At 39.0% G+C, this 20,800-nt stretch carries 18 protein-coding genes; 7 read left to right on the plus strand and 11 right to left on the minus strand.

From position 1 onward, the window contains the following. Nucleotides 1-242 precede the first annotated feature (242 nt). Nucleotides 243-767, plus strand: coding sequence for a tetratricopeptide repeat protein (locus AC2JBO_RS03665; protein WP_496952326.1), 525 nt, complete (start codon nucleotides 243-245; stop codon nucleotides 765-767). Nucleotides 768-803: 36 nt separating this feature from the next. On the opposite strand, the gene AC2JBO_RS03670 is transcribed toward AC2JBO_RS03665, so the two are convergent. From AC2JBO_RS03670 to AC2JBO_RS03690, 5 genes are all read right to left on the minus strand, one after another. After that, nucleotides 804-2,522: a N,N-dimethylformamidase beta subunit family domain-containing protein gene (locus AC2JBO_RS03670; protein ID WP_496952267.1), complete on the minus strand. Its 1,719-nt coding sequence runs from the start codon at nucleotides 2,520-2,522 to the stop codon at nucleotides 804-806. A 311-nt stretch (nucleotides 2,523-2,833) separates the two neighbouring features. Then, nucleotides 2,834-3,088, minus strand: coding sequence for a hypothetical protein (locus AC2JBO_RS03675; RefSeq protein ID WP_496952268.1), 255 nt, complete (start codon nucleotides 3,086-3,088; stop codon nucleotides 2,834-2,836). Between the two features lie 163 nt (nucleotides 3,089-3,251). Further along, nucleotides 3,252-4,826, minus strand: a complete 1,575-nt coding sequence (locus AC2JBO_RS03680) for a mercuric reductase (RefSeq protein WP_496952269.1) — start codon at nucleotides 4,824-4,826, stop codon at nucleotides 3,252-3,254. A gap of 31 nt (nucleotides 4,827-4,857) precedes the next feature. Continuing rightward, nucleotides 4,858-5,550, minus strand: coding sequence for a TVP38/TMEM64 family protein (locus AC2JBO_RS03685; RefSeq protein ID WP_496952270.1), 693 nt, complete (start codon nucleotides 5,548-5,550; stop codon nucleotides 4,858-4,860). Nucleotides 5,551-5,608: 58 nt separating this feature from the next. Further along, the gene (locus AC2JBO_RS03690) at nucleotides 5,609-6,316 is read right to left on the minus strand and encodes a TIGR04283 family arsenosugar biosynthesis glycosyltransferase (protein ID WP_496952271.1); all 708 of its coding nucleotides are present in this window, start codon (nucleotides 6,314-6,316) and stop codon (nucleotides 5,609-5,611) included. A gap of 441 nt (nucleotides 6,317-6,757) precedes the next feature. Between AC2JBO_RS03690 and AC2JBO_RS03695 the strand changes: the two genes are divergently transcribed. Beyond that, nucleotides 6,758-8,497, plus strand: a complete 1,740-nt coding sequence (locus AC2JBO_RS03695) for an alkaline phosphatase D family protein (protein WP_496952272.1) — start codon at nucleotides 6,758-6,760, stop codon at nucleotides 8,495-8,497. Nucleotides 8,498-8,502: 5 nt separating this feature from the next. Here AC2JBO_RS03695 and crcB read toward each other — a convergent pair whose 3' ends face one another. From crcB to AC2JBO_RS03710, 3 genes are all read right to left on the minus strand, one after another. Next, a complete protein-coding gene (crcB, locus tag AC2JBO_RS03700) occupies nucleotides 8,503-8,904 on the minus strand; it encodes a fluoride efflux transporter CrcB (protein WP_496952273.1) in 402 nt (133 codons plus the stop codon). Between the two features lie 8 nt (nucleotides 8,905-8,912). Beyond that, a complete protein-coding gene (locus tag AC2JBO_RS03705; RefSeq protein WP_496952274.1) occupies nucleotides 8,913-9,371 on the minus strand; it encodes an aspartyl protease in 459 nt (152 codons plus the stop codon). 248 nt (nucleotides 9,372-9,619) lie between these two features. Then, a complete protein-coding gene (locus tag AC2JBO_RS03710; RefSeq protein ID WP_496952275.1) occupies nucleotides 9,620-10,081 on the minus strand; it encodes an aspartyl protease in 462 nt (153 codons plus the stop codon). A gap of 209 nt (nucleotides 10,082-10,290) precedes the next feature. On the opposite strand from AC2JBO_RS03710, the gene AC2JBO_RS03715 reads away from it, so the two are divergent. Continuing rightward, a complete protein-coding gene (locus tag AC2JBO_RS03715; protein WP_496952276.1) occupies nucleotides 10,291-11,151 on the plus strand; it encodes a M48 family metalloprotease in 861 nt (286 codons plus the stop codon). 423 nt (nucleotides 11,152-11,574) lie between these two features. On the opposite strand, the gene AC2JBO_RS03720 is transcribed toward AC2JBO_RS03715, so the two are convergent. Continuing rightward, nucleotides 11,575-13,920 carry a WD40 repeat domain-containing protein gene (locus tag AC2JBO_RS03720; RefSeq protein WP_496952277.1) on the minus strand — a complete coding sequence of 782 codons (2,346 nt, stop codon included), beginning with the start codon at nucleotides 13,918-13,920 and terminating at the stop codon, nucleotides 11,575-11,577. A gap of 445 nt (nucleotides 13,921-14,365) precedes the next feature. After that, nucleotides 14,366-14,755 carry a hypothetical protein gene (locus tag AC2JBO_RS03725; protein WP_496952278.1) on the minus strand — a complete coding sequence of 130 codons (390 nt, stop codon included), beginning with the start codon at nucleotides 14,753-14,755 and terminating at the stop codon, nucleotides 14,366-14,368. A gap of 364 nt (nucleotides 14,756-15,119) precedes the next feature. On the opposite strand from AC2JBO_RS03725, the gene AC2JBO_RS03730 reads away from it, so the two are divergent. Beyond that, nucleotides 15,120-15,968, plus strand: coding sequence for a GNAT family N-acetyltransferase (locus tag AC2JBO_RS03730; protein ID WP_496952279.1), 849 nt, complete (start codon nucleotides 15,120-15,122; stop codon nucleotides 15,966-15,968). A 29-nt stretch (nucleotides 15,969-15,997) separates the two neighbouring features. Here the strand turns inward: AC2JBO_RS03730 and AC2JBO_RS03735 are convergent, their stop codons facing one another. Beyond that, a complete protein-coding gene (locus AC2JBO_RS03735; RefSeq protein ID WP_496952280.1) occupies nucleotides 15,998-16,870 on the minus strand; it encodes an NAD(P)-dependent oxidoreductase in 873 nt (290 codons plus the stop codon). 65 nt (nucleotides 16,871-16,935) lie between these two features. Between AC2JBO_RS03735 and AC2JBO_RS03740 the strand changes: the two genes are divergently transcribed. The 3 genes from AC2JBO_RS03740 (at nucleotide 16,936) to AC2JBO_RS03750 (ending at nucleotide 20,770) form a co-directional block, all read left to right on the plus strand. Continuing rightward, nucleotides 16,936-18,744 (plus strand): FAD-dependent oxidoreductase, encoded by a 1,809-nt coding sequence (locus tag AC2JBO_RS03740; RefSeq protein WP_496952281.1) that lies wholly within the window; start codon nucleotides 16,936-16,938, stop codon nucleotides 18,742-18,744. Between the two features lie 95 nt (nucleotides 18,745-18,839). Beyond that, nucleotides 18,840-19,046 carry a heterocyst-inhibiting protein PatX gene (gene patX, locus AC2JBO_RS03745; protein ID WP_496952282.1) on the plus strand — a complete coding sequence of 69 codons (207 nt, stop codon included), beginning with the start codon at nucleotides 18,840-18,842 and terminating at the stop codon, nucleotides 19,044-19,046. Nucleotides 19,047-20,026: 980 nt separating this feature from the next. Next, the gene (locus tag AC2JBO_RS03750; RefSeq protein ID WP_496952283.1) at nucleotides 20,027-20,770 is read left to right on the plus strand and encodes a LabA-like NYN domain-containing protein; all 744 of its coding nucleotides are present in this window, start codon (nucleotides 20,027-20,029) and stop codon (nucleotides 20,768-20,770) included. Nucleotides 20,771-20,800: the final 30 nt, after the last annotated feature.

Here is a 20,800-nt window from a genome sequence, read left to right on the forward strand (position 1 = left end):
GTATCAAGTACTGGGGACTTCCACCTTCCAAAGTGCTGAGTTGAAAGTGCTGAGTGCTGAGTAGTAACTCTTAATTTCTAACTCCTAACTTGTAAGGTGCGTGATGCTACTAGTTCATTAGTCTGACTTTACGATTGTTATGGCATCACGCACCCTACCTCCTAACTCCTAACTCAGCACTCAGCACTCAGCACTCATCACTTCAGGCGATAATAAAAACGAAGATACGTTTAATAAAAACAATGGATAGTAGATTAGCGGTTGTTTATCTCTCTTTTTTCGTAGGGATACTAGCATTCGTACTGGTTAATGTGGTACGGCAAATCTTTAAAACTCGTCGGGTTGAAAGTTCTTTCTCAAAACTCCGGAACAAGTTGACAAAAGAAAAAGGCACAACACAGGAGTATTATGAGCTTGCGAGCATTTATTCCGAGAAGAAACTATACTCACAAGCTATTTCCTTATTTCAAAAAGCTTTAAAGACCGCTGAAGAAGAAGGTGAGGAAAGCGTTGCCCCTATCTACAACGGACTTGGTTTCGTCTACTTTGCTCAAGAACAGTATGACCTAGCAATTCGCAACTATAAAGAAGCAATCAAATATAAGAGTGATTATGTTGTTGCTTACAACAACCTAGCACATGCTTATGAGCGCAAAAAGCTAACCACGCAAGCGCTGGAAATGTATGAAGAAGCACTCAAGTATGATGCAAAGAACACAATTGCAAAACGTCGAGCGGAATCTTTACGGCGCCTAGTTTCAGCGTAGCATAGGCGTCCCGCCTGTGCATTCGGTCAGGCGGGACTATTCTTTTTTCTTTATCATTTTTGCTAGTACATTGCGCGTTATTGCTTGCGCGTCTTTACTTAGTAGTTGAGGACGTAGTTGTGGTGCGTTAAAATCATCTAAACCCCAACTCCATTGAATTGTACCTGTTGCAAATACGGTTGCTCCTGAATCGGCTGTATAAGTTGTCATATCGGAATACTTGATTCTACCGCTGTGACGATAAGGTGTATGAGCGATACGAATTGTTGTTGGCGGCGCCGATTTAAACATTTTGTCAACTTCATACCCTAATAACCCGGTTAGTCGCATTTCTTCTTTGTCTGGAGATAAGAAGGCTAATAATTTATTTGATGCTTGGCTTGCAGTTTGACTTAATTGTGTATCAGCAAGGAACCATTGCGGCGCCGTGTTTGGAACTACAACATCAGCATTTACCTGGAACGTGTCATACATAACTCCAATTAATGCATCTTCTGGACGGTTAATTGGTTCAGAGCGCCATGTCGTTGTTACAAGATAATCATTATCTTGGTTTTCATCACGTCCATAAGGGTCTAACGCTTTGCTTTCTTTGTACCCAACAATAATGCGGTTAATATCTCGACCGATACGACTTGGCTCGAATCGTATTTGCCAGTAACATGTATTCGCTGAGAAAAACCCTAAACTTACACCCGCATCGCGCGCTGCTTCAACGTTTTGCCGCATTTTCCAAGACCAGTATTCATCGTGTCCTACGGATAAAAATGCTTTGTGTAACAGCAGCGATGGTTTGCCGCTTAGTTCATCTAAACGGTTTTCGTGAGTATCTATATTAGTAGAGTAGGTAACGTCGTAGCCATTTTTTTCTAACCAGCGCACCATATTATATTCCCAACCTGCGTTATAGGTTCGGCGCTTGGGTTGGACGTTGGTTAGAAACTCTCCAGCACCTACACCGTATGCAGCAGCTTTGTTTGGACTAGCTGCATAAGGACGGTTAAACGAAACTTTCGACGCTTGCTTACCACTACTATTCCAGCGATAAAGCGACATACCACCCCAGTTATTATATGCCTGGTACGTTGTCACACTCGATTGAAATAATATATCTGATGGGCGCCCATCATCGCGGACAACAAAAATAATGTAGCTTTGTTTGCCGCTTCGACTACCCGTCAACTTCGCCAAATAAAACCCACTTGCCCATTGTGATGCGTCATCGATATTATTAGGTATTTTTAATACATATGGGTCTTTCCAATCACATTCGATTAACCCTGTTGCTTCGTCTACTATCGGCACCGACTGTTTTACCGCTTTACGAAATATTGCAGGTGCTACCTGGCGCCCACCTTTACCACCGTACCAACCCATACGGTAAAGCTCAATCGTATAAGCAGGGTCTTTAGTCTTGACAAACAGCTTAATTTCATCACCACGATTTACACTTGTCAGCGAAGCATATCCCTCAATTTCGTGATTTATAGCTGGTTTCCTCAACTGCCAGTCAGAAGTCCCTGGTTTAATATTCTCTATTTGGATTGGATTGTTTTTTTCCGTTTTGGGTGGTAACTCAACCGCAAAGATTGAGGCTTGAATTAGAAATGATGTAATTATAGGTACTAGTCCCGCGACGAGTAATCTTGCTAATCTTATCTTTTTAACTCGCGATTTAAGATTACAGCTTAATAACAAGATAGTAGCTATATCGTATAAGCCTTGAAAAGGCAGTATTTGTGTTCCAAGTATCATCTGCTTGAACTTCACTTGTGGCACTAAGAATTATTTCTAAATTGTGTCACTTTGTTCAAAACTTTGGAACTTTGTATGTAATTCTGTATACGTTTACTGGGGGTAAATATTTGCAACGGATGTAACGGATGTAACGGATAGGTGATTTATTTACCATACTACGGATTTATTAACTGGCGCCTGAATGTTATACGATGTTTGTAACGACCAAACCATCCGTTACATCCGTTGTATCCGTTGCCATTGGTTTATGCGTAATAATTTGCATCATATTTTAGTAGCTAAACGTAGATAATGCACCTGATAAATAACTATCGAGATGAAGCCAAATCACGAATCAGAACTAAGCGTGAATCGATATAAACGCTTAACGCAGCAATTTCTTCGGTACTTAGTATTCCTCTAAATTGAAGTTGTCTGAGTAGCTGTTGTACGAGTTCCGTATCGCTAAAACCCAGAAGGATATTAGCTTGGGTTTCTTCGACCACTGACCATAGGTGGCGCAGTAATGAAGAATTGATAGGACATACCCGCATTGCGTTAGCCTTTGTTTTTGTTTCTAGCATAGCAGTGCTTCCATAAACCTTAAGACAATATTAAGTTATTAAGTCTATCTTAGTCTGTAAAGTTTACATTTTATTTTTAATTCGACACAAATCTAAATATATCCTTTACAAAACTTAAGAGTAGAGTAGTAGTAGGGTGGGCATTGCCAGCCCTTTCAATGGGTCACGATACCTTAGTCAAGAGCTTTAAAAGTCGTTTAGACCGAGGTGTGAGTAGGGTGCGACGGTATGCGTCGGCAGCTTTCCTAATTGCTTCAGCTTGAGTCGGGTAGGGGTGGATAACGCTGGTAAGCTTGTTTAAACCAAGTTTGTTAACAATTGCCGTTGTAATCTCGGATATCATTTCACCTGCGTGCCGCGCGACGATTGTAGCACCAAGAATTTCATCGGAACCTTGACGGTGAAGAATTTTTACAAAACCTTCTTCTTCTCCATCTGCGATAGCTCTGTCCAAAGTGCTGAAGGGAATTTTAATCGTGTTTGTATTTATTCCGCGCTCTAGAGCTTGTGAACTGTATATTCCAACATGCGCGACTTCTGGGTCAGTGTATGTTACCCAAGGCATGACTAAACTGCTGAGTCGCTGCTTTGATAAACCAAACGGTGAGAACAGAGCATTCTTAATCACAATTCTAGCAGCCGCATCTGCCGCATGGGTGAATTTCCAGTCCATACATATATCTCCAGCGGCATATATTTTTGGATTGGTTGTTTGTAAATAATCATTAACTATTACGCCACGACGTGCGTCATAATCAACACCAACTGCTTCCAGATTTAATCCTTCCACATTTGGCACCCGCCCAGTACCCGCTAAAATTTCGTCAACCGTTATCGTGTCATGCCGACCATTGCTACTAAAATAAATTCGTTTGCCATCGCTCGTTGCTTCAACTCGTTCAACTTGGCAATTGAGTTCCAAACGTATCCCTTCAGAGACAAAAGCATTTTGAACAATTTGTGCCGCATCTTCATCTTCTTTATTTAAGATGCGTGAACTGTTATGGAATAATGTCACCTTGCACCCCAACCTTCTAAACGTCTGTGCCATTTCGCAACCAACTGGTCCACCACCAATGACTGCAAAGCGCTGTGGTTGTTGGGTAAGTGAAAACACTGTTTCGTTCGTTAGATATTTAGCTGTTTCAATACCTGGTATTTCTAATTGAGAAGCTCTGGCGCCAGTAGCAATTACAGCCTTTTTGAATCGCAGTGACTTTCCAGCAACTTCCACAGTATCGCTCGAAGCAAACCGCGCGTTACCTAAGAAAACATCCACACCTAACTTTTGAAACCGTTCTGCTGAGTCGTTATGGCTAATTGCAGCTCGTATTCGTCGCATCCTTTGCATTACTTCAGGAAAATCAACTTCAATATAATGAGAAGTAGAAATACCAAAATCCCTAGCGCGAAGTATTTCTCCAACTACCCGCGCGGAACGAATAATGGTTTTAGAAGGGACACAGCCATAATTCAGGCAATCTCCACCCATGAGATGCCTTTCGACTAACGCAACTTTTAACCCTACATCTAACCCAGCGGCGCCTGCTGCTACAACTAAACCAGCAGTACCGGCGCCGATAACAACTAAATCATAATAATCGGCGGGTTGTGGGTTAACCCAATCTGGTGGATGCGTAAAAGAAACAAGTCTTTGGTTAGACTCATCCATTGGACGTAAATAAATTGGATGAGATTCAAAATTTGGTTCAAAATTTGGAAGTTCAGAATTTGACATAATATTTATTATTTTTATTATGGATAGATAATTACTTATTTTCTAATGCATTCCGTGCAATTTTTGTAACATAAATTGTTACGGCAACAGTAGCGATAAAACCAATAATGCGAACAGCCCACTGTAATGCTGGATTCGCAGATTGCTTCATACCAATCATCGCAATATCTCCCGCAAGCGAACCAATATAAACATACATAATAGTTCCGGGAATCATGCCTATCGAACCTAATACGTAATCTCTAAGAGAAACTTGTGTGATGCCAAAGGCATAATTTAATAAATTAAATGGAAATAAAGGTGATAAGCGGGTTAAAAAAACTATTTTCCAACCTTCACGCGCAACAGCAGAATCAATAGCCTGAAATTTTGGATATTTTTCAAGTTGTCGTGATACCCAATCGCGTGATAAATAGCGTCCAATTAGAAATGCTATAGTCGCTCCAATAGTCGCTGCAATAAACACATATATCGACCCCCAAAACACACCAAATAAAACACCTCCACCCAAAGTCAGAACTGAACCCGGTATAAATAATATTGTAGCTAAATTATAAATAAGCATAAAGGCTACAGGAGCGATTACACCAAGACTTTGCACCCAAATTAAAGCTTGCTGTAATAAGGTTTGAAAATTTAATGCTTTTGCGATAAAAATCACAGTGGCGGCACCAAGACATACTAATAAAATTTTAATCACAAATTTGATTTTTAGTTTGCCCATATAGTTATATTATGTTTAATCAAACACAGTCGGTAAAACCAGAAAATCAGTCTTAAACTTATCTTAATTTTTTGACTCGATACCAACTTGCTAATCGAGTTGGTGAAACACCCAGAAAATACCCTATAATTATGATTTGGTTAATCAAAATGGTTTTGAAAATTCCACGCTGTAACCATCGGCGCCCAGAAGTAAGTACAGGTTTTGGAATACTCGCAATTTTTCCAATACTCTTCAAGCGTCGCACTAATTCAAAGTCTTCCATTATTGGTAATTCAGGAAAACCATCTATTTTATTAAAAACTTCACTTTTAAAAAAAATAGCTTGGTCTCCATAAGGAAGCTGAAAATATTTGGAGCGCACCTTAACTCCCCATTCTACCAATCTTAAGCCCCAAGGTGTGCCATTAATTTTTAGTTCAAATGCACCTGCCGTAACTCCAGGTCTTTGTAAAACTTGACGAACCATATCATCAAATTTAGGCGGCAACAAAGTATCAGCATGGAGAAATAATAAAATATCTCCACTTGCAACTGCGGCGCCTGCGTTCATTTGTATCGCGCGTCCTCGGTCTGAAGCTATAACTTTTACACAAGTTGTATTAGCAATATCACAGGTATTATCTTCTGAGCCTGCATCTACTACAATGATTTCCGTATTTGTACTTTTTTGAGCAGTAGTAATAGTTGCTAATATATTTTTTTCTTCATTGAGAACTGGGATAATAATAGATATTTTGTTTGTATTGCTATAGGACTCACGCATTTGCCACTTACTTAAGTTTGTTGACTTATTTAGGGTAATACGAAATTTGGATAAAAATGACTTTATTGTTACTTTTGAGTTAATTGATCCCACCAACCCCCCTTAATAAGGGCAGGGCTGATTCATTCTTGGAAGGAAATTAGGTTCAGTTTAAATTTTCTACAAAATTACACGTAACTTCTTCTTTTCTTTGTGCCCTTTGTGCCCTTTGTGGTTTATTTCTTTAAAGAACCACATAATCCGGAGGATTTCCCGCAGGGTAGACACGAAGAACACAAAGGGCAATAGCGATTTTTATTTTTAGAATGAAACAGCCCTGCCCTTATTAAGGGGGCTAGGGGGGATTCATCAACCGTATAGAATAAAAAAAAGCTAAATTTATCAAGCTTGTTCGTTTTATAACAATATAATTACTGAGCCAAACAATAAAGCTAAAATACCGTGTTTAAACTCAAGCATTTAACCATTATAAGTCTAGCGATAATAACTAGCGCCATACTAATTATAGTTGCTCCAAGTTTTGCTGTAACAACCATCAGTTTTAACGGTGTAGCGTCAGGAGATGCCACTCAAAACAGTATTATTCTATGGACGCGCGCTATTGATACCGCTACGAAGCAAGGTATTGTGAGTAATTTAACTGCCCAAATTGCCACAGACTCTAAATTTCGCAATATCGTTTCTTCTACAAAAACTACTACAGACTATAAGCGCGATTATACTACCAAGCTTGATATTAAAGGTTTAAAAAGTGGTACACGTTACTATTACAGGTTTTTAAGCAAAAATCAAACCAGTCCAGTTGGCACCTTCAAAACGGCGCCATTAAATAGTGCAAAAGTACCTGTACGTTTAGCATTTAGTGGAGATGCTGACGGTCAATGGCGCCCATACCCTTCGACGCAAAATTTTGACAAGCTGAATTTAGATTATTTTATTTTGCTGGGTGATGTAATCTACGAAACCAAAAGTGCCATATCCGAAGCAACTGCTGATCCTTTTACCAATAAATCTCAAGCATTATTAGATTACCGTCGTAAGTACCGTGAACAGTTAGAACCAGTCAAAGCAGGTGGTTTTACAGGTTTACAAAAGCTATTTGCAGCAAACAGTAATTACACGCTTATCGATAACCATGAACTTGCTAATAAACAATTTATCAACGGTGGGGCGCCTGCGGGAACTCCCGAAGGTAAGGGTGTAGATGCTGCTGACTCACAATATGATGTCAACACTGCCACTAAATTTCTTAATAAAACTGAGGGTTTCAAAACCTTAGTTAAAGCTTATAGTGAGTATGAGCCAATTCGAGAGAAAACGATTTCCTTAACAAATGACCCTCGTACAGATAAAACGCAACAGCTTTATTTTGCCCAGCAGTGGGGTGCAAATAGTATTTTTATCAATTTAGACGACCGTTCTTATCGCGATATTCGAATCAAAACAGAGAAGAGCGGAGATGATATTGGCGCCCGTGCAGATAATCCGAAGCGTACAATGTTGGGCAAAACTCAATTAAACTGGTTTAAGCAAACGCTTTTAGATGCCCAGAAAAAACGTATACCCTGGAAAATAGTTGCAATTTCATCTCCAATTGATCAAATAGGCAATGATACTGGTAAATCTTGGTATGGTAATTATCGGGCAGAACGCAATGAAATACTCAAGTTTATCGACGACAACAAAATAGAGAACGTAGTTTTTCTTACTACAGATGACCATCAAAACCGCGTTAACGACTTAACTTACTTAACAGATTTTAACAATCCTAACACTGGTAAAGTCAGTCCAAACGCTTTTACCATTGTCGCAGGACCAATAGGCGCCGGTGGTCCAGATAAATTTACCAAGCACGACTTTGCGTCAATTCAATTTTTAACTGATGGTCTTGTCACATTACAAAAAGCCAAAAACATTAACCCTATTGGTTTAGACCCAAAATTCAGAGGACTGCAAAAAGTATTTCGTGAAGGAGACCCACAAGCAGACCAACACCGCGAACCAATAGATTTTTTTAGTCCAGACACATTTAACTATGTGACGCTTGATATTAGTGCTGACGGTAAAACATTATCTGTAAATACCTATGGCATCAACTCTTACGCAGCTAACACATTTCTCGAACCAGAACAAACAGGCGCCGTTCGTCGTATTCTAGGTTTTGAAATCACCAAAACTTAATTAAATCATTTCCACAACCCGCGCGCAATAATCACACCTAATTGCACACCAATAACTCCAAGTATAGCGCTACCTGCCCAGTAAAAACCCGCGCGCAGTAAGTTACCTGTACGTAATAAATTAATAGTGTCTAACCCGTAAGTTGAAAATGTGGTATATGAACCTAAAAAACCAACTGCAACAAGTAATCTAATCTCTGGAGGCATAGTTGGGATTTTCTCTAATGCTAAAGTGGCAAAGAATCCCATAATTAAACAGCCTGTAATATTTATAAAAAATGTACCGTAGGGAAAACTGGCGCCAAATTTTTGTACAAACCATAGTGACAAGTAGTAACGAGTTAAAGCACCTGCGATGGCGCCTAAACTTACTGCTATTGCGTTTCTTATTTCTTGTTCATTTGCCATTTATTAATTTATAAAGCAGTAAGATAGCTCTGTTCCGAATTCATTGGTAATAATCGCAAGCGATGATTTTTTAAATCAGGCTCTAGTCCTAAATCTTGCATTGGTATAACACCTAATAAAGCGTAAGACACTTCTGTAAGTTCTAAACATTTGAAAGTACCTTGGCGCCCTTCAATACACAAATCAACGTCTTTAAATATTCGTCCTTGTTTCATTCCTGCACTTGTTTCTACGCTTGCTTCTCCAAATTGCACTAAACCTAATTGAGTAATCACAGATGAAGGTAAACATAATAATGTGGCACCTGTATCAACCAAAACATTTGTTAATGTTACGGAACGAACTTCTTCTTTTGAAATAAAACCACGTTCGGCTAAAATTTCATCGATATGATTCGTGACCTCTAAAGTAACTAATACTTGCCCCATTTGTCTTTCTCTAAAATCCGGTATCGGTAACTTCATCATAATATCCTACCTCAGTAATATAACTGAATATTTATATCATCTAAATCTTAATTCATTTTGAGTAAATAAGACGGAAAACCGTACTCTATTAGGGCGCAATTTCTACCTGAAGAGTTCTTGTTTGAGTTGGCACCAAATTTTTGTACAAACCATAATGACAAGTAGTAACCAGTTAAAGCACCTGCGATGGCGCCAAAACTCACTGCTATGACATTTCTTATTTCTTGGTCATTTGTCACTTTGTTAATTTATAAAACTGTCAAATAACTTTGCTCAGAATTCATTGGTAGTAGTCGCAAGCGATGATTTTTTAAATCAGGCTCTAGTCCTAAACGTTGCATTGGTATTACACCTAATAAAGCATAGGGTACTTCGGTAAGTTCTAAGCATTCAAAAATACCTAGGCGCCCTTCAATACACAATTCAACATTTTTAAATATTCGCCCTTTTCGTAGCCCTGCTGTTGTTTCAACGTCTGTTTCTCCTAGTTGAGCTAAACCTAATTGAGTGATAATAGATGAAGGTAAGCATAATAATGTTGCGCCTGTATCCACTAAAACATCTGTCAATGTAACGGAACGGACTTCTTCTTTTGAAATAAAACCACGTTCGGCTAATATTTGATCAATCTGGTTAGTGACTTCTAAATTAGCTAATACTTGCCCCATTTGTCTTTCTCTAAAATCTGGTATCGATAATTTCCTTATCATATCCTGCCTCGGTAATATAACTGAATATTTATATCATCTATATCTTAATTCATTTTGAGTAAATAAGACGGAAAACCGTACTTTAGTATGGCGCAATTTCTACCTGAAGAGTTCTTGTTTGAGTTGATACAATCAAGATGTGATGAGATTGTACTGTTGGCTCTTAAGGTTAAGAAATAATATAGCAGTCTTCAGGAGAATATAAAAATATGGGAAATCAATTCAAAACTCTAGGTTTGCTTGCTGCGCTAAGTGGTCTGTTGATTGCAATTAGCTATTACTTTATCGGTGGAACTGGTGGTTTGGTCATCGGTATTGGTTTGGCAGCAGCTACTAACTTATTTTCTTGGTATCAATCAGATAGAATTGCTTTAGCGGTCTATGGCGCCCAAGAAGTAACGGAAGCACAAGCACCTAGACTTTATCGGATGGTGCAGAAGTTATCCCAACGCGCGGGTTTACCAATGCCACGGGTATGTATTGTTGCTGGACCAACTGCAAATGCTTTTGCTACTGGACGTGACCCTGAACATGCAGCAGTTGCTGTCACCGAAGGCATTATGAGCATTTTAAGTGAAGATGAACTCGAAGCTGTTATTGCACACGAACTTACACATATTGCTAACCGCGACACTTTAACACAAGCTGTTGCCGCTACCGTTGCTGGCGCCATTTCTTTCTTAGCGCAAAACCTGTTTTGGTTCGGGGGTGGTTCCCGTGATGATGAGAACCGTGGTGGTAATTTTATTGGTGTACTATTAACAATGATATTGGCGCCTCTAAGTGCCACTGTTATTCAAATGGCTATTTCTCGTACTCGTGAGTTTGCTGCTGATGCCGGCGCCGCGCGTATCACAGGCAACCCCCGCGCACTTGCACGCGCGTTGCAACGTTTAGAAGCAACGGCAAAACAAATGCCACAAGCTTCAGCAAACCCCGCATTTGAACCACTATTAATTATCAATTCATTTTCTTCTGAGTCTCTGGCAAACTTGTTTAGAACTCACCCAACTACCGAAAAACGTATCGAAGCCCTACTTCAAATCGAAAAAGAACTACCCGTTAGGTAGATACAGTAGATATATAATGACACAGATTCCCAACTTTCTTAAAGAAGTTGGGAATCTTATTTTTTTACATAGCAATTTCAATTAATTGTGGTAGATTGATATATAATCACAAGACTCTAACATTCAATACCAGGGATTCATCTACCTTTTCCTTGGTAAAAATTTTGACTACAATTAATTGACAAAGCATGTTGTGTTGTGGTGCCTATGGCATTTACAACGTATTTAGTTATTGATTGAATTGATGGCGTTGATAAAAATTATACAGCTAGCTAAAATGAAAAGCAAGCTTTTTGTATTTTTAACCTTGAACTATCAATTCCGTATAAGCATAACTGTTTAATAATCATCAAGATTGCAGCAAAAGTTACGGAATGTGGTTTAGCTGATAAAAAAACTGAAACTTCCATATAAACAAAGTTTTCAGGTTAATTGCCAGATTTTTATAGTCTTGTCAGAACAGCCGCTTATAATCAAGCGGTCATCAGGACTAATTGCGATAGAATTGACCGTACCTTGATGTCCATCTAAAGTTTGTAGTAATTCTCCGGTTGGTAAGTGCCAAATTTTAATTGTTTTATCACTGCTACCACTGATGATTAATCTACCATCGTGGCTGACTGCAAGGCTTTTAACTTCACCAGCATGTTCGATTAAGTTGTGTAAGATTTTGCCTGTGTTCAAATCCCATACTTTGATAGTGTTGTCTGTACTGCCGCTGACTAGAATTTGTCCGTTGGGATGAAGTGCTAAAGCTTTAACTTCTCCCGAATGTCCCATAAAGGTTCGTAACGGTTCGCCTGTTTGAGGATTCCATAGTTTGATTTTGTTATCGCTAGTACCGCTAACTAAAATTGTGCCATCAGTAGTAATGGCAGTTGCGTTAACTGACGACGAATGCCAAAGCGTGCAAACTCTGTCACCTTTTTGCAGGTTCCAAATTTTGATTTTGTTACTACCACTAGCTAGTATTTGCCCGTCGGGACTGATGCTTACGACATTAACAGGTTTATTGTGCCCAAGCAGCGTATGAATTAATTTGCCTGTTTCCAGATGCCAAACTTTCACATTGCTACGAGGCGTATCGGAAATCCCTACAGCCAGAAAAATACCATCAGGACTAACTGCTACAGAAGATATTTCCCCCGAATGTCCAGATATTGTCCGAATAAGTTTGCCTGTGTGAATGTTCCATACTTTTACCGTTCTGTCAGCACATCCACTAACAACTGTGTTACCGTCAGGACTAACAACGACGGATGTTACTTTTTCAGCGTGTCCGGTCAAAGTACTGATGACGTATGCATACTCAGAAGAACGCAGTTTTTTTAAATCGTTAATTGCCGCTAGCATTTCCTCTACTAGATTCAGATTTTGTGTATCTCCAACCGCAGTAAAATAATCTTTCAAGCTGCTTATATATTTCTCGTCTTCGATTTTAACTGCGTTTAACATTTCCTTGAGCGGGTTACTAGTCTCGTCCGGGGAAATTTGATGGAGTTGCAACCAAGTCTCAAGTGAGTAAGTTACTTGTTCGTTTGCCCAGGTTGGGTCATTCAAACTCGATAGACTGTTTGCTAACTGTAGCGCTAATTCGGGAACCCAGTAGCGACGCTCGTTTTCCAATGCCTGATAAACTTGTTTATATCCTTCGGCAATGGCGCCAACTGAAGGAATATCGATACCACCATTTACCAAACTCGGCAATAATTCGGGTAGTAATGGGGAAACATCATGGTACACCAAATGGTATACATCAGATATCCAGCTAGCAACCAGACAGTGACAGTTAATTAGTACCTGACACAGTTGATCAAAGTCCTGACGATTAACTCGGTAATTTAAAGAAATTTGACTTGTATCAATACCTTTGTGTTTCCATTTCTCCTCGCGCTCTAAAAGGTCTAAATTATAAACATTATCGCCCCCCATTTGATTAATCTCGTCTATATCTTCCCCCAGTATTATCAATTCCGAGCGAATTTGCCTCCACTGTTGCGCGCGGTTCTTTGCCGACTGATAAATAATATCGCGATACGATATTCGCGATATGGTCTTGTAATAATAGTTGTCTTGACCTAAACCCCAATAACCGATACGAAAATTAATATAATCTCCGTCAGTTTCTGATTCTAATATTAATATTGGCTCCGATTTTAACATCCCAAACAGAGCCTTAATACTCGATTCACTATGAAACCTCTTACTATACCAGGCGCCTGCTAAAAATTCAGTTGGACGAACCGGGTTATGTAGCGAGTAATAACAATTAAGAAAATCACGCAAACCCTCAGCTAACCGAGGCTCAATTTCCGCAACATCCGCTTCACGAGTATCAAATTTATCAAATAAAATCTTAGGTGGAGCAACAAATATTTTTAACGGAGTTCGCGCGCTACTGCTATGGTGAGATTCAAGAATTTGCGATGGATATAACCGTAGAGGCCAACTATCAAGTATTCGGTTGACTTCAGGTAAATTTAGTGCAGTTTCCCGCTCATACTTGGCTATATGTAATTGAGTTTGACGGTTGTATACAGCTAGTTGCTGCTGAATTGTCTTTTCCCGTTCAAACTCAACTGCCTCTAATTCTGATGCATTAGTTTCAGAGAGCGAATTATTTATGACTTCGAGAAACTCTTGAACTTCTTTGGGTGGTTGAAGTTTCGCAAGCGCTAAACTTGCTTGGTTTCTTTTTTGTACTAAACTTGCCACTACGGGTGCAAATTCTAGTACAAGCTGAATTAATACCCTTAATCCTTGCTCCATAAGGAGGTTCCATTTAAATTTATCGCATTAAAAGAGATTTGCTGTCTTAAACGCTTTACTTTGTACTTCACTCTTTACTGCTGTTATTCTGGAATAATCCAGACAAGTTGATTCTACAACTTTTTGATTCTATTACAATCACGCGATTGATACATATAGTTGCAACACGCCTGTTTAAAACTGCTTTCTTAGCTACAAATTTTTAGTGGTAGACACACCACGACATAAATTCAGACCATCATAAACTGGACGTATTCCTTAAGGTAGTTGAATGACCTTACAAACTTTACCATCATTACCTAAAAATGCTAGCAATTTTTTCAAAAATTGTCTTTAAGTATTTTTATTTGTGTAAAGGATATTATCTTAATTTGCGTTAACTTATGTTATTCATTCCCTTTGCTCCTTAAGCCCCCCAAAAGAGTACGGGGGGTTTGGGGTTTTACTAAAACCTAATTCCTAACTGTCCATTAAAACCACGTACAGAATTGTAACCGCCTCCTACAAAAAAGTTATCACTAGCGCGAACTTGGACACCACCAGAAAAAGCAACACCTTTATCTTCGGAATAGTAGCCCAACCCAACATACGGAGAGACAAAAGGTAAAGATAAGAACTTCAGAACATCTACCCCAGTCGAACCATCAGGTCCAAAGCCAAGTTCGGCACCTATATCGAAAGCACGGGCGCCAACCGAGTAAGTTACGTCACCTTCATTACCACCAACAGAAACCCAAGGTTGGGGTATAAGTTGAGCAGACGCGCGTGATGGTGTAAATAAAGTAAATATTCCAAGCGTTGCAATAAGCGTTTTAGTAATAAGCGCAGTTTTCACCGTCCAACTCCTCTAATAATGACTTTTCAGTAATCTTTATAGCAGCACTTATACTAAGGAACTTCCAAAAATTAAATTCTCCATCTATCTTGTGGAACGGCTGTCCCCAACCGTCCTTTATTCAGGGCAGGGTTTCTATGCCCACCCCACAAGAACATTTTAGGTATTTTTTTATTTGAAAGTCCTTAAATGCTGATGTTATACCAACGATAATGACGGATTTCCCATTGACTATGTGCCCGACAACCGCCTATGACTCTTCCTTCTTTCTTGTAAAAACATTACCTCGAAGCATCCCTACATCATACTATTATCACAAATGATTTAAAATTGCTGTAGTTACTCTGTAGCCTTGTTAAATCAGATGATACTTCGGCAATATCAAGATGTAAGTCAATTTTACGCGCGTGTGAAAGATTACTTGCTGCGTCACGAAGCCATACATGCTGTACAGCTAGGCATTTGTGACTCATTAATTCAAAACCCGCAGAAGTTCAATTCTCTACCATATCTAGCAACAGTTGAAGCTGATGAACAGGTAGTTGCTGTAGCAATATGCCCACTGCCGCACCCATTACTACTTTCAGTATTTCAAAATTTAGCGGCAATAGATTTAATAGCGCAAGATTTAGTTGAATATTTACATAGTCGTCAACAATTATTACCAGGTGTAAATGCACCTGTTGCAGAGTCACAAGCTTTTGCTTCATCCTGGGCATCGATAACTGGTCAATCATATCAATTAAAAATGGCACTGCGCGCGTTTCAACTCGAAAAAGTGCAGCAACTTGCTCAACCACCAGGATATTTTAGAGTCGCCACCGAGAAAGATAAAGAAATCCTTAAACAGTGGGTAGTAGCATTTTCACTCGAAGCACTTGGTATCACGAACGGTAATGCCGAAAACTGGGTAAATAATAGTTTGCTCAACCAAACTGCTTTTGTATGGGAAGACGAAGTACCTGTTTCACTAGCTTATCGAAACAGAATTACACCCAATGGTATAGGAATAAGCGTAGTGTACACCCCAAGTGAATATCGTCGTAAAGGTTATGCCAGTGCTTGTGTTGCGGCGTTAAGTAAATATTATCTCCAAAAAGGATATAAATACTGCTTCTTATATACCGATTTAGCAAACCCAACTTCAAACCATATTTATCAAACTATTGGATATAAAGCAGCAGGTGATGGTTATGAGTATTCCTTTGTGTAGAGACGCGACATGTCGCGTCTCTACAAGAGTTAAGAGTTAGAACCTTGTTTTAGAAAGCTGTAGATAGCTGAAAAATCTTTTTCTCCTAATCCTTGCTGTATTGCCAAACGATATAGTTCTTTAACATTACTTGTAACTGGTATTGCTACTCCTGATTCATGTGCTGCGATTGCTACCATGTGTAAATCTTTCTGCATCCATTGTAGAGGAAATTCAGCTTCGTAATCTTCCTGTTCAAGCATTTCTTTCTTTGTTGATAAAAATGGTGCCGCAACTGCTCCTCCCAATAAAACTTTGAGTAACATTTCTTGTGAAATGCCCAAAGCTTGCCCTAATATTACTGCTTCGGCAAATGCTGCCATTGTTGTACCCAGTAATAAGTTGTTTGCTAACTTTAAAGAAATTCCCATGCCATGTTCTCCAACATGAATAAACCTGCTTCCCATCGCTTCAAATAAAGGTTGGCAAGTTTTTATATCGGTTGCATCTCCTCCCACCATAAATACTAATTGTGCTTTTTCGGCTTGGTTTTTAGAACCAGCTACAGGAGCATCTAAAAATCTAACTTGCTTGTTTTGAGCAAGCATTGCCATTTGACGTGAGAATGAGGGATTAACTGTGCTGCAATCTACCCATAAAGAATTTGGCGCCAAGTTATCTAAGAAGCCATTTTCTCCAAGTGCTGCATTCATAATGGCTTCTGGATTTGCCAGCATGGTAAAAATAATCTCAACTTGCTTCGCTGCAACTTTAGGAGTATCTGCCCATATAGCCCCATTGTTGATTAGAGAACTAGCTTTATCTTTGGTGCGATTAAATATTACTACTTCATAGCCTTGACGGAGTAGGTTAGCTACCATTCGACTTCCCATAATTCCTAGACCAATAAAACTAATTTTCATCTTCCTGGTGTGTGTTGAGTTTCACCCAACCTACAATATTTGAAATTAATTAGGTATAGGTCAAAATGAATAATCAAATATATACAACAGATGTATTAGTTGTTGGTGGTGGAACAGGGGGAACAGCGGCAGCGATACAAGCGGCAAGACGAGGCGCCAAAGTAATTTTAGTGAGTGAATTTACTTGGTTAGGTGGAATGCTTACGAGTGCAGGAGTTACGGCGCCTGATGGTAACGAACTTGAAGCTTTTCAAACGGGTTTATGGGGTGAATTTTTACGCGAGTTACGTTTAAGACAACCTGGAGGGTTAGATAATAGTTGGGTTAGCTTTTTTAGTTATGAACCACGTATCGGCGCCCAAATATTCGCAGACTGGGTGAATGCATTACCAAATTTACAGTGGATTTCTGGACATATACCATTAGAAGTGCTGCGTCAAGGTAATTGCGTTACAGGTGTAAGATTTGCAGATTTTACAGTTCATGCCAAGATAACTATCGATGGAACGGAACTAGGTGATTTACTTGCTTTAGGAGAAATACCGCATCGTTGGGGTTGGGAGCTTCAATCTGAGTTTGGTGAAAAAAGTGCCCCTGTTGAATATAATTCTCTGACTGCAAAATATTCTGTACAGGCGCCCACGTGGGTAGTAGTGATGCAGGACTTTGGTTCAGATACTGCTTCCCTTGTTCCAAAAGCTCCTAATTACGATGAATCGCTATTTACTGGCGCCTGGGATAATTATGGTGGTGAAAAATTCATGAACTACGGGCGCCTACCAGGGAATCGATTTATGATTAACTGGCCTCTTAAAGGTAATGATTGGGGTGTAAATGCAGAAAGATTAATTGCAGAGTCAGCAAAACGTCAGGAATTTTTACAGGAATGCTTCTGGCACAGTCTAAATTTCGCCCATTTCATTCAATCACAACTAAACCGTTCAGGGGGGCGCCGCTACGGTTTAGCACCAAACGTCTTTCCTCAACTCAGCACTCAGCACTCAGCACTCACGAGTTTTGCATTACATCCATATTATCGGGAGAGCCGACGTTTGATTGGTTTAACAACGGTGCGCGAACAAGATATACTGCCAGCACCAGGTGGTAACGCAGCATTTTTATATGAAGATGCTATTGCTATTGGTAACTATGCTAATGACCATCATTATCCCGGTATTGAGTTTCCATTGCAACCAAAATCGATTCGTTGGGGTGGACGCTGGACAGGAACTCCTTTCACTGTAAGTTATCGTTCTCTAGTAAGTGTTGACATCGACGGTTTTTTTGCCTGTGAAAAAAATATTTCTGTATCTCATATCGCTAATGGCGCCACTCGACTCCAACCTGTTGTCATGAATATTGGTCAAGCTGTAGGTATGGCCGCTGCTATATGTATCGAGCTTAATATAAATCCCAGGTATTTACCCGTAGAGAAATTACAAATTGCCTTAATCGAAAATTCACACTTTCCTGCTGCAATCGTTCCATTCTTTAACTTGACCCTCGACAATTTTGAATGGTTAAAATGGCAAAAGTATTATATACATTATCCCACAGCTTATCCCGTAAGCGGCGCCTCAAGTTGCTCGGAAATTCCTCAGTATTTAGACGGACATAAAGATTACGTAAACTCACGTAAAGATCAATTCAAAGTTGGAACTATCTATGTTGATCATCAGCAAAATTACGTATTTACCGTCAAAACACCCTCCGAATACCAAGGACAGACCTGGCAACTTGTTACTTTACATCCATACATTAATGACAAACTCACAAAAACTATTAACGGTCAGTCACTAAAGGTTTGGGGTACTTATAATTCAGCAGGCAATTGGTTACTTGCTGAACATATAGAAAGTGAATCAAGTTTTTAGTTGCAGTAAAAAAAAATACTTTTTTTTGAATCATCCGGATGCACTAAATAAAACTAAGTACTAGTGGATGGAGAGTTCTAAAATAAACATCTGCTATGCGTACTGTAATTTCACTTTTGGTAGCTTCATTCTGCTTTGGGTCTTTTGCATTCGAGTGCCAAAATAGCTTGCACTCCGATGCATCTTCAATAATGATGGCATCAAAAGGCAGACCCAAAAAGCCACAATCGCCAATCCCCTATCGCGGTAGCGGACGCCGACAGATGATGGAATACTTTACTAGCAATTCCTCTATTGTCTAAGTTATACCGTTATGTGTACTTAACAAATTGTTTCGTGTTGTAGCATTTAATGCACTAAGAAATAATAGTCTGTGTCACAATCAATACTCCACGCACGAATTACTGAACAAGAATAGAGTTCAAATAGATAATATTTAAGACATCAATTACTTACGCGCTAACCTCAATACTTTGTTTTGAGCAGTGTGTGATTTGTTAGTCTTCCATTAATGCATTGTCGGATGGCGCCGACAGCGCAAGTATACTCACTTCGCTACAACACGAACGCGCGTTCACTATCTACCTTACATCAATACCCGCTACAAGTTTAGTCTGTTGATTCAAACAATTTGGTATTGTTTACTTGGAATTTTTGACTAATTTTTGACAAAATGCTGTTCTGTACCAGTTCTCCAAATTAAAAATTGGGGTTTCAGAATAGCATATTTTGCTCACTATAGGCTATAACCCATTTTCAAAAATAAATGCTATCATAGATGAATTTCAGTACCCAAAGTAATACAAATTTAAAGTTTTTAAGTACAAACTTTATTAACAACTATCAACACATGTGTACTGATAAATATTTGTGTTATATAAATAAAATGTTAGTAATGTTAAGAAAATATAAATAAATTAGGTTTTATTGCATCTAAGTGCATTTCATGCACTATAACATAGTATTATCAAGCAAATAGCCTGATGTTTTCTACTTACGAAGAAAATTAAAGTAATTTTATGTGAATAAATAATTAAACTTTGTATACTTTTTTGTAAAATTGCAATTAGAATACTGAAAGGTAGTGAAAAATAAAGAAAATATTAAATTATAAATTTATGTTAGTTGATTTTAATTTGTAAGTTCGGAAATATAGAACGAGAAGTTCATTTGCGCCGATAGTTCTTTTTTAAGAGCGATAGAGGCCTGCAACTGCTATAGTTACAGCAGTTGCCGTTTGAAAGAGTGAAAAAATATACGCGCTAGGAGCGTTATCAAAGTTATGCAGCTGCTTCCACAACCTCGGAATAATAAAAAGTTACCATTGAAAATAGAGTCAAACGCGCAGCAACAGCCGAAGTTAGAAGAAATTCAGAGTAATGCAGAGATTACAGACGTAAAGTCTACAAGTTATCCTAAAGTTCGCGCAGTTTCACCTATGGAAGACTCGATAATGCCCGGAATTATGGAATTGAGTACGACCGAAAATTTTCCAGCGATAATGAGACGTGGACGTCGTAAAACTCGGTCGAACGGTGATCCAAGCGAAGAAAAGGTAGCAATATTTATAGATGGTGCGAATCTATTTTATGCGGCGATGCACTTGAATTTAGAAATTGACTATACTAAGTTGCTGCGTAGTCTGGTCAAACGACGTCAGCTATTACGTGCATATTTTTATACACCAGTCGATAATGGTAACGATAAACAGCAAGGGTTTTTATTGTGGATGCGCCGAAACGGCTACCGGGTATTTACAAAGGATTTGGTATATCTTCCTGATGGCTCCAAAAAAGCCAATATGGATGTCGAAATTACAGTGGATATGCTGACACTAGCGAGATATTGCGACACGTTGATATTGTTGAGTGGGGATGGTGATTTAGCTTATGCTGTCAATGCAGTCGCATACCAAGGAGTGCAGGTAGAAGTAGTCAGTTTAAGTTCGATGACAAGCGAAAGTTTGATTGACGTTGCCGATAGCTATATTGATTTAGAGCAGCTTCGCGAAGAAATCCAGAAGTAGTCCAAAAATCATCCAAAAATCATCCAAAAA

The sequence above is a fragment of the Calothrix sp. CBUCES-K 9914 genome (assembly GCF_059640475.1).

Bases quoted from the DNA above. Each gene is read 5' to 3' on its own strand.
- AC2JBO_RS03690 (WP_496952271.1), bottom strand. From the start codon at position 6,316: ATGCGTGAGTCCTATAGCAATACAAACAAAATATCTATTATTATCCCA.
- AC2JBO_RS03670 (WP_496952267.1), bottom strand. From the start codon at position 2,522: ATGATACTTGGAACACAAATACTGCCTTTTCAAGGCTTATACGATATA.
- AC2JBO_RS03740 (WP_496952281.1), top strand. From the start codon at position 16,936: ATGAATAATCAAATATATACAACAGATGTATTAGTTGTTGGTGGTGGA.
- AC2JBO_RS03675 (WP_496952268.1), bottom strand. From the start codon at position 3,088: ATGCTAGAAACAAAAACAAAGGCTAACGCAATGCGGGTATGTCCTATC.
- AC2JBO_RS03735 (WP_496952280.1), bottom strand. From the start codon at position 16,870: ATGAAAATTAGTTTTATTGGTCTAGGAATTATGGGAAGTCGAATGGTA.
- AC2JBO_RS03685 (WP_496952270.1), bottom strand. From the start codon at position 5,550: ATGGGCAAACTAAAAATCAAATTTGTGATTAAAATTTTATTAGTATGT.
- AC2JBO_RS03720 (WP_496952277.1), bottom strand. From the start codon at position 13,920: ATGGAGCAAGGATTAAGGGTATTAATTCAGCTTGTACTAGAATTTGCA.
- AC2JBO_RS03750 (WP_496952283.1), top strand. From the start codon at position 20,027: ATGCAGCTGCTTCCACAACCTCGGAATAATAAAAAGTTACCATTGAAA.
- AC2JBO_RS03705 (WP_496952274.1), bottom strand. From the start codon at position 9,371: ATGATGAAGTTACCGATACCGGATTTTAGAGAAAGACAAATGGGGCAA.
- AC2JBO_RS03710 (WP_496952275.1), bottom strand. From the start codon at position 10,081: ATGATAAGGAAATTATCGATACCAGATTTTAGAGAAAGACAAATGGGG.
- AC2JBO_RS03730 (WP_496952279.1), top strand. From the start codon at position 15,120: ATGATACTTCGGCAATATCAAGATGTAAGTCAATTTTACGCGCGTGTG.
- AC2JBO_RS03665 (WP_496952326.1), top strand. From the start codon at position 243: ATGGATAGTAGATTAGCGGTTGTTTATCTCTCTTTTTTCGTAGGGATA.
- AC2JBO_RS03715 (WP_496952276.1), top strand. From the start codon at position 10,291: ATGGGAAATCAATTCAAAACTCTAGGTTTGCTTGCTGCGCTAAGTGGT.
- AC2JBO_RS03680 (WP_496952269.1), bottom strand. From the start codon at position 4,826: ATGTCAAATTCTGAACTTCCAAATTTTGAACCAAATTTTGAATCTCAT.
- crcB (WP_496952273.1), bottom strand. From the start codon at position 8,904: ATGGCAAATGAACAAGAAATAAGAAACGCAATAGCAGTAAGTTTAGGC.
- patX (WP_496952282.1), top strand. From the start codon at position 18,840: ATGCGTACTGTAATTTCACTTTTGGTAGCTTCATTCTGCTTTGGGTCT.